Below are 12266 nucleotides of genomic sequence, written 5' to 3' on the forward strand. Positions count from 1 at the left end.
CCAGGAGGCAGGAAAACAGCAAAGTGCCTCTTCCGGAACAGCGCCTGCTTTCGTTCCAGGACCGGTGAAGCCCGAAAATTATGCATGCGCACAATTTTTCATCCTCAAGGAACCTTCCGCGTCCAAACGACCATCTCTGTCACGTCGTGGCCGCGAAGCGAACAAGATCGCCCCCGTTGGTATTCCAAGCCCTTGTCTGCTTACTGGTCTCCGTCGGCCTGCGTTTTCAGCCAATCCCACACGCCCCGCACATCGTCGTCCTTCAACCGCGCCGGGCTGGAGATGGCATACCAGCCACGCCCGGTCTCGATCGTCGTCGCAAAGGGCCGCACCAGTGTGCCGGTTGCGATTGCGTCACCGGCGAGGAACACGCTGGCGAGGGCGACACCCTGGCCGAGTTCGGCGGCGGCGAGCGCAATATCGCCATCGCTGAAATTGCTGCCGCGCCAAACGCCATCAGACGCCATCCCCCCGTCGCCCAGCCAATCAGCCCAACCGATGGGGCCTTCTTCATGGATCAGGGGTGCGTTCTGAAGATCGGCTGGGTGGCGCAGCGTCCGCGCCAGTGCCGGTGCGGCGACCGGGGAAACATGGCTACGGACGAGGAGCAGGTTCTCGCTACCTGTGGGTGGCTCATGCGCGTGGATGATGGCGATATCGACCTCCATCGTCTCGAAATCGATGGCGGCACCACTGGTGTCCAGCCAAGGCTCACAGGCTGGGACAGCCGTCTTGAGCAGTGGTAGCCGCTGGAGAAGCCAGCGCCGCGTCACGTCACGCGGAGCGTAGATGACCACGCTGCCGGGCTTGCGATAGGGCTCCAATCGCCGATAGCCCTCCTCCATCATCTCCAGGCAACGCCGCACCGTGCGGTGATAGTCGCGACCGGCATCGGTGAGACGCACCTCGCGACCGATGCGCAGGAACAGCGGCTGACCGATCTGCCCTTCAAGCAGACGCATCTGATGGCTGACGGCCGATTGCGTCAGGCCGATCTCCTCGGCCGCCCGGCTGAAGCTCTCAAGCCGCGCCGCGGCCTCGAACCCCTTCATGAACTGGGTCGGCGGGATATGACGGAACTTGACCATCCATGAAATCCATTCATCGAAAATAGGAATGCTTCTCGTTTGTATCGGCGGAAACCGAGGTCAATAATGATCGCCATACATGAATAGGAGTCAATCATGGACACGACGACACGGCTGCAACCGAATGTGAAGCTGCGCCGGCCGGGCGAATTCGAGCCGCACGCCAAGACCTGGATGGCGTGGCCGCACCGCCAGGATCTCTACGGCGCGCGCCTGCCGGACATGCAGCGCGCTTACGCTAATGTCGCCAAGGCTATTGCGCAATTCGAGCCCGTCAGCATGGTCGTCCATCCGGATTACACGCAGGGCGCCCGCGCCTTGCTTGCCGATGCCATCGAGATCGTCGCCCTGCCGATCGACGATTGCTGGATCCGCGATTCCGGGCCGACCTTCCTCAAGCGCACCGATGGCGGCCTTGCCGGCGTCTCCTGGCGTTTCAATGCCTGGGGCGGCAAACACGCGCCCTTCTATGCCGACGATGCGCTCGCCGGCCGTGTCCTGGCCTATGAGGAGGCCGATATCGTCCGCTCCTTCCTGCATTGCGAAGGCGGGTCGCTCGCCTGTGACGGCGACGGCACCCTGATCGTCACCGAAACGAGCCTGCTCAACCCCAACCGCAATCCTGGCCTCTCCAAGGCTTGGGTGGAGCAGGAACTCACGCGCATGCTCAACGTCGAGAAGGTCGTCTGGCTGCCCGGCGATCCGCTCGATTTAGAGACGGATGGCCATGTCGACGGCATGTGCTGCTTCGTGCGGCCCGGCGTTGTGATGTTCGAATACAATCCCGATCCGAGCGACCTGCACGGCCGCATCCTCGCCGACAATCTGGCGGCGCTCAAAAGCCAGACGGATGCACGCGGCCGCAGTTTCGACGTCATCCCCATCCCGGAAGCCTATGACGTGGAAGCGACCAGCGAGATTTTCGCGCGCTCCTACATCAACTTCGCCCTGACCAATGGCGGCATCGTGATGCCGACCTTCGGCCGCCCGTCCGGCGACGAGGCCAAGGCAGCGGTCGCCCGTGCCTTCCCGGACCGGCGGATCGTGACGGTCGACATGGGCGCCGTCGCCCCCGGCGGCGGAGCCATCCACTGCATCACGCAGGAACAGCCGCTTTAACCGCAGGCGCGGCACGCAACAGCTACCCGATAACCTGCCATCAGAAACGGAGAAAGACGATGAAACGCTGGCTCGCGCTTGCGACGGCATGCCTTTTCACGACCTCGGCTTGGGCAGAGGAAAAGGTGCTCTACCTATACTCCTGGGAATCCTATTTCAGCGCCCAGTCGATTGCCGCCTTTGAAAAGGAGACGGGCATCAAGGTCTCTTACGACCTGTTCGATTCCAACGACATCGTCGAGACCAAGATGCTGACGGGCAAGTCGGGTTACGACCTCGTCACCGTCAATCTCTCACCACACTTCCTGCGCCAGCTGCCCGTCGGCATCTGGGCGCCGGTGGATCGCGCGCGTCTCAGCAATCTCGGCAATCTCGATCCCGCAGTTCTCGCCCGCGGGGCCGAGGTCGATCATGACAACGCCCATAACGTGCCGTGGATGTGGGGCACGACCGGCGTCGGCTACAATGTCGAGAAGGTGAAGGCGATCATGCCGAATGCGCCGGTCGACAGCCTGCGCATGGTCTTCGATCCCGCCATCGTCGAAAAATTCGCCTCCTGCGGCGTCGGCATGCTCGACGATGCCGAGCAGGTGCTGGGCCTTGCCCTCATCTATCTCGGGCTGAACCCCGACACGACCGACAAGGCCGAACTGGAAAAAGCCGTCGAGGTGGTCGCCAAGGTGCGCCCCTATGTACGCAAGTTCCACAGTTCCAGCTATGTCAACGATCTTGCCGACGGCGGTCTCTGCCTCGCCATCGGCTTTTCCGGGGACATGCTGATTGCCAGCAGTCGGGCAAAAGAGGCAGGCAAGCCGTTCAGTATCGCCTATCGCCTTTCGAAAGAAGGCAATCTCGTCTGGGTCGACGTCCTCGCCATCCCGGCCGACGCGGCCCATCCTGAAGCCGCGCACGCCTTCATCGATTTCTTCCTGCGCCCGGAAATCGCGGCGGTCGCGGCTACGGAAACGGGCTTCTCCACCGCCAACAAGGCCGCACTCGCCTTGCTGGATGAGAAGCTCAGGACGAATCCCGACCTCTATCCTTCCGAAGAAGACCAGAAGCGCCTGCACCTGCCGAAGGCGTTGAGCCAGAAGGCCCTGAAGATGTGGACCCAGGCATGGGACCGCGCGAAGGGTGTGCGCTAGTCGCCCCCGCGGGAAGCGATGCCTGTCCCAGATGGGACATTGCCGCTGAAAAGACCGAAGGCTAGAACCGATGCGATGGCATCGCGGATGGTGAGCCTTGCGCAACAGGCGATGCCCGCCGATGGCGGGCATTCATCATCCACGCGCATACCCCTTGGAGGAAGATCATCATGAAGGTTGTCGAGGCGTCGATTGCCGAGCTGCGCGAAGCACTGGAGACGGGAGAGACGACCAGCGTCGGTCTGGTAGCAGCCTATCTGAACCGCATCGCCTTCTACGACCGGCATGGTATTGCGCTCAACGCAGTGCCGGTGCTCAATCCTGACATGTTCGCTGACGCCCGTGCCGCCGATCTGCGGCGTGCGCGCGGCGAAACCCTCGGCCCGCTCGACGGCATCCCCTATACCGCCAAGGACAGCTACAAGGTGAAGGGGCTGAGCGTCGCCTCCGGCTCGCCGGCCTTCGCCGACCTGATCGCCACGGAAGACGCCTTTGCGATCTCCAGGCTGCGGGCGGCCGGTGCCGTGCTGATCGGCCTCACCAACATGCCGCCGATGGCCAATGGCGGCATGCAGCGCGGCGTCTATGGCCGCGCGGAATCGCCCTACAATCCCGACTGGCTGACCGCCGCCTTCGGGTCCGGTTCGTCCAACGGCTCGGGCACCTCGACGGCCGCAAGCTTCGGCGCCTTCGGGCTCGGCGAAGAAACCTGGTCGAGCGGGCGGGCGCCCGCCGCCAACAACGGGCTCTGCGCCTATACGCCGAGCCGCGGCGTCATCTCGGTGCGCGGCAACTGGCCGCTCGTGCCGACCATGGATGTCGTGGTGCCGCACAGCCGCTCGATGGCCGACATGCTGGAACTGCTCGACATCATCGTCGCCGACGATCCCGAGACGCGTGGCGATCTCTGGCGCAGACAGACCTGGATTGCCATCCCCAAGGCCTCCGAGATCCGGCCGCGGTCCTATATGGATATTGCCGCGACGGCGAGCCTTTCGGGCAAACGCTTCGGCCTGCCGGCGATGTATATCAACGCGGACCCACAGGCCGGAACTGGCGAAAAGGTCGGGATCGGTGGCGCGACGGGCCAGAAGATCGCAACCCGCGCCTCGATGATCGTGCTATGCAATGCGGCGCGCGCCGCACTGGAAGCAGCGGGCGCGGAGGTGGTGGTCACCGATTTTCCCGTCGTCAGCAACTACGAGGGCGACCGGCCGGGTGCGCCGACCATCGCGACGCGCGGCCTTGTGAGCGCCGACTATCTTCACCGCGAGATCGTCGATCTCTCCGCCTGGTCGTGGGACGATTTTCTGGCGGCCAATGCGGACCCGAAGCTGTCGCGGCTCGCCGATGTCGATGGCAGCCGCATCTTCCCCTCCCCGAAGGGCAGCCTGCCCGACCGCTATCACGGCTTCGACGATCACATCGCCGACTACCCCGCGCATAGGCGCAACCACGGCGTCGCCTCCTTCGAGGATATTCCAGGCCTTGCCGAAGGGTTTCGCGGACTTGAGGAAACCCGCCGTATCGATCTGGAAGCGTGGATGGACGAACTGGGGCTGGACGCGGTCATCTTCCCGGCCGTCGCCGATATCGGCCCGGCCGATGCCGATGTGAACCCCGCCTCGGCCGATCTCGCCTGGCAAAACGGCACCTGGGTGGCGAACGGCAATCTGGCGATCCGGCATTTCGGCATTCCCACGGTGACCGTGCCGATGGGAATGCTGGCCGATATCGGAATGCCGGCCGGACTGACCTTTGCCGGTCGGGCCTGGGACGACACGGCCCTTCTCGCCTATGCCTGCGCCTTCGAAAAGACCGGCGCCTATCGCGAAGCGCCGACGCGAACGCCGGAGCTTCAAGACCTGTCAACCGCCGCAGCAACAGGCCCAACCGATACGGCCGAGCTTCGGCTTTCAGTGTCACTGGTCCCTATCGAGCATGGCCGTCAGCGGCTGTCGATACAGCTGCAGAGCACGATGCCGCTCTCGTGGCTGACGGTGAACGGCCAGCCGGTCGCTTTCCGGCAGGAGGGCGTTGAGGTCAGCGCAAGCCTCGATCTGGACGATAACACTCATATCCACAGCGAGTGGCGTGCACCCTACGGGCATATCGTCATCGCCTGCGCCAATGGGCAGGCCGTTTTCGCCAGCCTGGGCGGCACGGCCTGACCTGCGCGGTCAAACCGTTACGAACCGGCCCGACAGGAGAATGGCGGCCGCCGCGAGCGCGGCGACGATCAGCACGATCTGGTTCAGCCGCTGCTCGATGAAAAGCGCGACGGCCTCACCGTAGCGGCGCACAAGATAGGCAAAGAGGAAGAAGCGCGCTCCGCGGGTCACCGCGGCGCAGAGGATGAAGACCGGCAGCGCCATATGCACCGCGCCCGACAGGATCGTCACGACCTTGATCGGCGGCAGATGCGCGATCCCCGAAGTGATCATCAGGAGCAGAATCCAGCGGTCATCGATCGAGGCTTTCAAATGCTCGAATTCGGCCAGCTTGCCATAGAAGGACAGGATGGGCTTGGCGACGGTCTCATAGGCGAAATAGCCGAGCGCCCAGCCCGCGATGCCACCCAGAACCGAAGCCACCGTTGCGATGGCGGCGTATCGATAGGCCTTCTTCGGCTGCGTCAGCACCATCGGCAACAGCAGAACATCGGCCGGCACGAGGAAAATCGAGCTTTCGACGAAAGCGATCACGGCAAGCCAGATCTGCGCCGTCGGGCGGGCGGAAAGGGACAGAACCCACTTGTACAATCGTCGCAGCATTGGCGGTCTGTTGTTCTCTTTCAATGCGATTCAAGGAGAGGGGCTGTGCGGAGCCGCCCGAAGCACTTGCCTCCGCATAGCCCACATTCTCGGCATTGTCGCTGGCACCATCTAAATTTACGTTTCAGCGATCCTACTCCGCGTGTCCCGGCCTACTGGATGCAAGCCTTGCCCACCGGCGTTGCGGGATCGCATGCGAGAACGTTCTGCAGTTCGAAAATGTAGAAACGCGGGCGCTCGCTGCAATTCACGGTGTTCGATTTGCCGGTGCGCAGATTGCGCACCGTCACGCCGGCGGAACCGGCAGCGCCCTCGGCAGAATCCGCATCCGGCCAGCTTTCCGTGAAGACCGTGTAGCTGAAGCCTGCGGATTTGAAGCGGACGGATTGCGTATAGACACCCTTGTGCGTGTAAACAGCCCCGAAGAACCGGCCGAGAGAGCCGGCCGGCCTGTCCGGAAATTCCAGTTCCACCGCATCATCCCTGCCCTCCGGCGTCTGGGAACCGAAGCGATATTGAAGCGTAGACGGCGCGCCGCCCGGTTCGCCCGAGGCGCACAATTCGATGAATTTGCGCCCGTCATCCGCCTCGCAGCTGAAGATGGGCTGCGCATCCGGCTCACAGGCATGAGCGAGGCTGCTGGAGAGGAAAAGGCCGGCAAACAGCGCCATCGGCAGCGTGCCAGATTTCACGGGGCATCGAAATAATCTTGAGAAAAAGGTCCTCACCAACGTCGCCCTCCTCAAGAAACATGCAAAACACCGCCGGACGAGCCCTTCATCAACCGGGCCACCTTCATCAGGTGAGGCTGCGGTCAGGTTGCAAACGGCCGCCCGCTCGCTCCGCGTTCTCGCAATACGGGTGATGAAAGCCGTTTATTCTTCCCTTGCCGGCACACGGTCCCGGCCGTCAGCTGTTGTCGTCCTCTGCCGTCTCGACGTCCTTGAGAAGCCGGAAGGTAAAACCTCTGGCCTTGAGTTCGAGAATGCCCTTCGCGACGCCCTCCCCCGACATGCGGTTCGGCTGGTTGATATGGGCGATGATGACGTCGCCGTCCCTCGCCCGGCCGATGGTCCTCGCCGCCTTGAAGGCCGACGCCGTGGCGCCCTCGTCGCCGCTGACGGAATAGCCGGCAATGCGGAAACCGAGCGACTTGATCAGCGCCAGCGCATCCGGGCTATAGAGCGCCGTCGCACCGCGAAACCAGCCGGCCCGTACGCCGAGATCCGTGGCAATCGCTCCGGCTCCGCCTTCGACCTCCGCCTCGACGGCCGCCAGCGTTCCCGCCGGCTTGATGCCATAGACCGCCTTGCTGCCCAGCACCGCCGGCACATGCTCGGCACCGTGATCCTCGATCTCGAAAAGCTCGGGATGGCCGGCCAGTACCCTGACGGTCGGGCCGTTGCGGGCAAGCCAGCGACGGGTCACGAACAGCGTTGCGGGGATTCGGTTGTCGATGAGCGTATCCAGGATCCGACGGTCGATGCCGCCGCTGCAGGCATCGAAGGTGAGCGCGACCTGCGGATGCTCCGGCCCGCCCTTGGCGATGGTCAGGCGCGGCTCATGCAGCGGCTTGGCCATGGCAGGAGAAATGAGCGCGAACAGAACGACGACGAATCCAAACCGCATGAAGCGTTTTCCCAGGCGCATCCCCGTGGCGGAAGGACACCGCTGGAAGAGCGCATCGCCGCTGTATGACCGGCCCGGTACGAAATTATGTCCTTTTATGGCGCGAGGGCGTGATGCGAGATGAAAAAAACGAGGTAAGCCCACCCGCGGTGCACGGGTGGGCTCCTCTATCCTGTACCGAACATCAGGCTCCGTATTGGTCGTGCAGCCGCACCCAACTCATGATGCCGCCCACCTCATTTCGCCCCTTCGGCGTCAGGTCGAGCCAGTTGAATGCCCCCATCAGCAGCTCGGTCCCGCGATGATAGGTCGAGTAGCTGTGAAAGATTGCCCCGTCCTCGTCCTTCACGAAGACGCTGAGGCCGAACATGTCGGCGCTGCGCTTGATGGTCGTTAGGCCGTAGTTGTAGAGGGCGCGATCGGCGTCCCGATCCTCCTGTGTGAAGGACACGCCAAAGTCATAGTTGAAATCGCCGTCGCCGGCCGAAACCCACGGAAAGGTCCAGCCCATGCGCGCCTTCACGGCCTCGATACGCTCGACGGGCGCGCGGGACACGGCGGCAAAGGAGAGGTCGGCATGCTCGAAATGCTGCCGCGCCGCATCGGCATGGTCTGCCGTGTAGGAGCAGCCCGGGCAAATGTGATCGGATCCCGGCGTCAGCATGAAATGATAGATGGCGAGCTGGCTGCGCTCGCCAAACAGCGCGTCGAGCGTGACCGGCCCGTCCGCCCCTTGGAAGACATAGTCCTTTTCAACCCGCACCCAGGGGAGCCGGCGGCGCTCGGCGCGCAGCTCGTCGAGGGCGTGGGTCATGGCGCGTTCCTTGTCGAACAGCGCCTTGCGCGCGTCGAGCCATTCAGCGCGGGAAACAATCTCGTGTTGCATCGTCTTTCTCCTTGATTGGGACGTCAGCGGCGCCGGGCGAATTTCAGCCAGGGCGCCAGGTGGGAAAGAGCCATCAGCAGGTACATCGTCGTCATGCTGCCGAGCGGCGAGAGATCGGGACCGGAGCCGCAGATCGAGGCCTGAGACCCGTCAGACAGCGAAACCGCCGCCATCACGGCGAAGGTCGGCGCTGCCGCCAGGCCGAGCCAGTGGACGCCGTCGCTCGTGGTGTTTGCCATCATGGTTGTCGTCCTGCTCCGAATGATCGATCCGGGGACAGGCTACGGCACCCAAGCGCTGCGCGAGAGTTACAAGTGTGACGGGATTGCGTTGGAGCGGTCACGGGCTGACAATCGATACAATTGTTCGATTGCGAACACCCTTGCGCTCTCATATCTCTGCGTCACCAATATCGTGACCGGGAGGACGCCCGTGGCCCTGACGCAAAATCTCCTTCGCCGCCTCCAGAACCCCGATCTTTTTGCGGCGATCACCGACCCGGCATGGCTCGGCCTGCCTTTCGGCGGCGCAACCTTCGAGGTTTTCAATCCCGCTACGGGCGAACTGCTCGCGGAAATCCCGGATATGGGCGTCGCCGACACACGGGCCGCCATCGAGCGCGCCACCGAGGCGCAGACGGAATGGGCTGCCCGCACGGCCCGCGAACGGTCCGACACGCTCTGGCGCTGGCACCAGCTGATCGTGCGCCACACCGACGATCTCGCCGCCATCCTGACCGCTGAAATGGGCAAGCCGCTCGCCGAGGCGAAATCGGAGGTGTCGCACGCCGCCGCCTATCTTCAATGGTATGCAGAGGAAGCGAACCGCATCTATGGCGAGACCATTCCCGCCCCCTCACGCGACCGGCGCATGATCGTCATCAAGCAGCCAATCGGCGTGGTCGGCGCCATCACGCCGTGGAATTTCCCGGCGTCGATGGTTGCGCGCAAAATCTCTCCAGCGCTCGCTGCCGGCTGCACGGTCGTGCTGAAGCCGGCGGAACAGACGCCGCTGGTGGCGGGCGCGATGTTCGCGCTGGCGGAGAAGGCCGGTTTTCCGCCCGGTGTCGTCAACCTGATCTATGCCTCGGAGGGTGATGCGGTCGGCCGCGAACTCTGTACCCACCCGCAGGTGCGCAAGATCAGCTTCACCGGCTCGACGGAAGTCGGCCGCCTCCTGATGCGTCAATGTTCCGACCAGGTGAAGAAGCTCAGCCTGGAACTGGGCGGCAACGCCCCCTTCATCGTCTTCGACGATGCCGATGTCGATGCGGCCGTCGACGGCGCCATCCAGGCGAAATTCCGCAATGCCGGCCAGACCTGCGTTTCGGCAAACCGCCTTTATGTGCAGGCCGGCGTCCACGACGAATTCGCCGAAAAGTTCACCGCCCGCGTCCGGACGCTCTCCGTCGGCGACGGATTTGATCCCAATGTCGCGATCGGGCCGCTGATCGATACACGCGCGCTCGCCAAGATCGAAGCGCATGTCGCCGACGCGGTCGAGCGCGGTGGCAGCGTGCATTGCGGCGGCAAGCGGATCGAGGGCGCCGGCACGTTCTTCTCGCCGACGGTGCTGACCGGCATCGCCCGCGACATGCGCATCGCGCAGGAAGAGACGTTCGGTCCGCTCGCGCCCATCATCCGCTTCACGGATGCCGACCAAGTGGTGCGCGAGGCAAACGACACGATCTACGGTCTCGCCGCCTATTTCTACGCCTCCAATCTCAGCCGCGTGTGGCGGGTGGCCGAAGCTTTGGAATACGGCATGGTCGGCATCAATACGGGCCGCATGTCTTCCGAGGCCGCGCCTTTCGGCGGCGTCAAGCAATCCGGCATGGGCCGCGAGGGCTCCCGCCACGGCCTGGAGGACTATCTGGAGATGAAATATCTCTGCATGGGCGGCATCTGACGATCAAAGGCTCGTGGTGATGCCGCCATCGACATAGAGCGTGTGGCCATTCACGAAGGACGATGCGTCGCTCGACAGAAACACAGCCGCGCCGACCAGCTCCTCGACATTGCCCCAGCGCCCGGCCGGCGTGCGCTTTTCCAGCCAGGCAGAAAAGTCCAGATCGTTGACCAGCGCCTGATTGAGCGGTGTGCGGAAATATCCTGGCGCGATGGCGTTGATCTGCAATCCGTGTTTCGCCCAGTCGGCGCACATGCCACGGGTCAGGTTCTTCACCGCGCCCTTCGTTGCGGTGTAAGGCGCGATACCCGGCCTTGCCAATTCGCTCTGGACGGAAGCCACATTGACGATCTTGCCGCGGCCCCGCGCGATCATGCGACGGGCGACCGGCTGGCTGACGAAGAAGACGCTCGATATATTGGTCGTCAAAAGCTGCTCCCAGCGCTCGACGGGAAAATCCTCGAGCGGCGTGCGAAACTGCATACCGGCATTGTTGATCAGGATATCGATCGGCCCGACCTCATTCTCGATCCGCTCGATCTCCGGCGCGATCGCCGCAGGATCCGTGACGTCGAATGTCGCGGCATGTGCCGGGTAAGCGTTGTCACGAAGGGTGGCCGCAGCCGCCTGCACCGCCGGGGCATTCCGGCCGTTGAGCACGACAGTCGCCCCCTGCCGCGCCAGACCGTCGGCAAGAGCGAAACCGATGCCCTGGCTCGAACCGGTGACGAGGGCGACCCGCCCGGCAAGGGAAAACAAGGTGTTGGTGCTCATGGCCTGCTCCGGAACGTGCCGAGAAACCGATCCTCGGAAGATCCACCGTGGTAACCGATCCGCGGCGTGAAGGCGAGGATCGGGAGGGAGCGGCGATCATCTAGCGCCAGTTTAGACTGAAGAAGTTGGGCAGTTCCAAGCGATACCGTACGAAGCCCGGCGCGTTGGACCTAGCGGCATGCACTGGGACACATGAGGCGGCATCGTTCGCACGACCCCACCTGCGTCGGATGGCAGCATTTCGAGATGCTAGAAGAGCCCTTAGCGGGAGACAGCGTGGTAGCGGCCGTCCTGATAAAGCAGCGAGTGGCCGGTGCCGAGGCGGATCGCCAAAACCTTGCCGATGACAATCACATGGCTGTGCCGCTCGATGGCCTCCTCGACGGTGCAATCGATCGCGGCCACGGCATCGATCAGCAGCGGGGCGCCGCTCAGCGCCGTGGTCCATTCTGCGCCGCGATAGCGGTCCGGACCGCGCAGACCACCGCGGCCGGCGAACTGGTTGGCGATGGTCTCGTGCTCGGCACCGACGATGTTGATGCCAAAATGGCCGTAGCGCTCGACGACGGGCCAGGTGGAGGAGGAGCGGTTGAGCGAGACCAGCATGCGCGCGGGCTCGACCGAAAGCGCGGTCGCCGACGTGACGGTGGCGCCAGTGCGGGCCTCGCCCTCACCGGCCGTGATGATGCTGACACCGCCGCCGAGTGTCCGCAACGCCGCCTTCAGGCGGTCGGCATCCGCCGGGTGGTCGAGCAAGGTCGTGCTGTGGGTATTGAAATGCGTGTTCTCCGCATGAGCATTCATCCGTCCCGCTCCACTGCAATCATCTGATGCGCCTAGGGATAACAAACGAAAACGAAGGGAAGCAGGCACGGCTTTCTTAAATTGACTGTTTTTATAGAAAATATGCACTTCAAAAGCCGAGATTGTTATATCGTCATCG

At 63.5% G+C, this 12266-nt stretch carries 12 protein-coding genes; 4 read left to right on the forward strand and 8 right to left on the reverse strand.

Going from position 1 to position 12266, the window contains the following annotated elements; genetic code table 11:
• Window positions 1-200 precede the first annotated feature (200 nt).
• Window positions 201-1088 carry a LysR family transcriptional regulator gene (locus tag D0Y60_RS11005; protein WP_117369811.1) on the reverse strand — a complete coding sequence of 296 codons (888 nt, stop codon included), beginning with the start codon at window positions 1086-1088 and terminating at the stop codon, window positions 201-203.
• Window positions 1089-1184: 96 nt separating this feature from the next.
• Here D0Y60_RS11005 and D0Y60_RS11010 point away from each other — a divergent pair, with 96 nt between their 5' ends.
• The 3 genes from D0Y60_RS11010 (at window position 1185) to D0Y60_RS11020 (ending at window position 5523) form a co-directional block, all read left to right on the forward strand.
• Window positions 1185-2207 carry an agmatine deiminase family protein gene (locus tag D0Y60_RS11010; RefSeq protein WP_117369813.1) on the forward strand — a complete coding sequence of 341 codons (1023 nt, stop codon included), beginning with the start codon at window positions 1185-1187 and terminating at the stop codon, window positions 2205-2207.
• 59 nt (window positions 2208-2266) lie between these two features.
• Window positions 2267-3352, forward strand: coding sequence for an extracellular solute-binding protein (locus D0Y60_RS11015; RefSeq protein ID WP_117369815.1), 1086 nt, complete (start codon window positions 2267-2269; stop codon window positions 3350-3352).
• 170 nt (window positions 3353-3522) lie between these two features.
• Window positions 3523-5523, forward strand: a complete 2001-nt coding sequence (locus D0Y60_RS11020; RefSeq protein ID WP_117369817.1) for an amidase — start codon at window positions 3523-3525, stop codon at window positions 5521-5523.
• Window positions 5524-5532: 9 nt separating this feature from the next.
• On the opposite strand, the gene D0Y60_RS11025 is transcribed toward D0Y60_RS11020, so the two are convergent.
• From D0Y60_RS11025 to D0Y60_RS11045, 5 genes are all read right to left on the reverse strand, one after another.
• Window positions 5533-6126, reverse strand: coding sequence for a YqaA family protein (locus D0Y60_RS11025; protein WP_117369819.1), 594 nt, complete (start codon window positions 6124-6126; stop codon window positions 5533-5535).
• A 152-nt stretch (window positions 6127-6278) separates the two neighbouring features.
• The gene (locus D0Y60_RS11030; protein ID WP_147324522.1) at window positions 6279-6818 is read right to left on the reverse strand and encodes a hypothetical protein; all 540 of its coding nucleotides are present in this window, start codon (window positions 6816-6818) and stop codon (window positions 6279-6281) included.
• Window positions 6819-7035: 217 nt separating this feature from the next.
• Complete coding sequence (locus D0Y60_RS11035) at window positions 7036-7755, reverse strand: polysaccharide deacetylase family protein (RefSeq protein ID WP_158565463.1); 720 nt, start codon at window positions 7753-7755, stop codon at window positions 7036-7038.
• A 184-nt stretch (window positions 7756-7939) separates the two neighbouring features.
• Window positions 7940-8641, reverse strand: coding sequence for a thioredoxin family protein (locus tag D0Y60_RS11040; protein WP_117369825.1), 702 nt, complete (start codon window positions 8639-8641; stop codon window positions 7940-7942).
• A 23-nt stretch (window positions 8642-8664) separates the two neighbouring features.
• Window positions 8665-8883, reverse strand: coding sequence for a hypothetical protein (locus D0Y60_RS11045; protein WP_117369827.1), 219 nt, complete (start codon window positions 8881-8883; stop codon window positions 8665-8667).
• Window positions 8884-9073: 190 nt separating this feature from the next.
• Here D0Y60_RS11045 and D0Y60_RS11050 point away from each other — a divergent pair, with 190 nt between their 5' ends.
• The gene (locus D0Y60_RS11050; protein ID WP_117369829.1) at window positions 9074-10549 is read left to right on the forward strand and encodes an NAD-dependent succinate-semialdehyde dehydrogenase; all 1476 of its coding nucleotides are present in this window, start codon (window positions 9074-9076) and stop codon (window positions 10547-10549) included.
• 3 nt (window positions 10550-10552) lie between these two features.
• On the opposite strand, the gene D0Y60_RS11055 is transcribed toward D0Y60_RS11050, so the two are convergent.
• Together D0Y60_RS11055 and D0Y60_RS11060 are read right to left on the reverse strand one after the other, a co-directional pair.
• Window positions 10553-11323, reverse strand: a complete 771-nt coding sequence (locus D0Y60_RS11055; protein ID WP_117369831.1) for an SDR family oxidoreductase — start codon at window positions 11321-11323, stop codon at window positions 10553-10555.
• A 261-nt stretch (window positions 11324-11584) separates the two neighbouring features.
• Window positions 11585-12127 carry a flavin reductase family protein gene (locus D0Y60_RS11060; protein WP_117369834.1) on the reverse strand — a complete coding sequence of 181 codons (543 nt, stop codon included), beginning with the start codon at window positions 12125-12127 and terminating at the stop codon, window positions 11585-11587.
• Window positions 12128-12266 lie beyond the last annotated feature (139 nt).

It is taken from the genome of Shinella sp. WSJ-2 (genome assembly GCF_003432075.1).
In the GTDB taxonomy this organism is placed as follows: domain Bacteria; phylum Pseudomonadota; class Alphaproteobacteria; order Rhizobiales; family Rhizobiaceae; genus Shinella.

What these genes read in the sequence shown, in the direction of transcription:
- D0Y60_RS11005 (WP_117369811.1), bottom strand. Translation starts at nt 1,088, where the DNA reads ATGGTCAAGTTCCGTCATATCCCGCCGACCCAGTTCATGAAGGGGTTC.
- D0Y60_RS11010 (WP_117369813.1), top strand. Translation starts at nt 1,185, where the DNA reads ATGGACACGACGACACGGCTGCAACCGAATGTGAAGCTGCGCCGGCCG.
- D0Y60_RS11015 (WP_117369815.1), top strand. Translation starts at nt 2,267, where the DNA reads ATGAAACGCTGGCTCGCGCTTGCGACGGCATGCCTTTTCACGACCTCG.
- D0Y60_RS11020 (WP_117369817.1), top strand. Translation starts at nt 3,523, where the DNA reads ATGAAGGTTGTCGAGGCGTCGATTGCCGAGCTGCGCGAAGCACTGGAG.
- D0Y60_RS11025 (WP_117369819.1), bottom strand. Translation starts at nt 6,126, where the DNA reads ATGCTGCGACGATTGTACAAGTGGGTTCTGTCCCTTTCCGCCCGCCCG.
- D0Y60_RS11035 (WP_158565463.1), bottom strand. Translation starts at nt 7,755, where the DNA reads ATGCGGTTTGGATTCGTCGTCGTTCTGTTCGCGCTCATTTCTCCTGCC.
- D0Y60_RS11040 (WP_117369825.1), bottom strand. Translation starts at nt 8,641, where the DNA reads ATGCAACACGAGATTGTTTCCCGCGCTGAATGGCTCGACGCGCGCAAG.
- D0Y60_RS11045 (WP_117369827.1), bottom strand. Translation starts at nt 8,883, where the DNA reads ATGATGGCAAACACCACGAGCGACGGCGTCCACTGGCTCGGCCTGGCG.
- D0Y60_RS11055 (WP_117369831.1), bottom strand. Translation starts at nt 11,323, where the DNA reads ATGAGCACCAACACCTTGTTTTCCCTTGCCGGGCGGGTCGCCCTCGTC.
- D0Y60_RS11060 (WP_117369834.1), bottom strand. Translation starts at nt 12,127, where the DNA reads ATGAATGCTCATGCGGAGAACACGCATTTCAATACCCACAGCACGACC.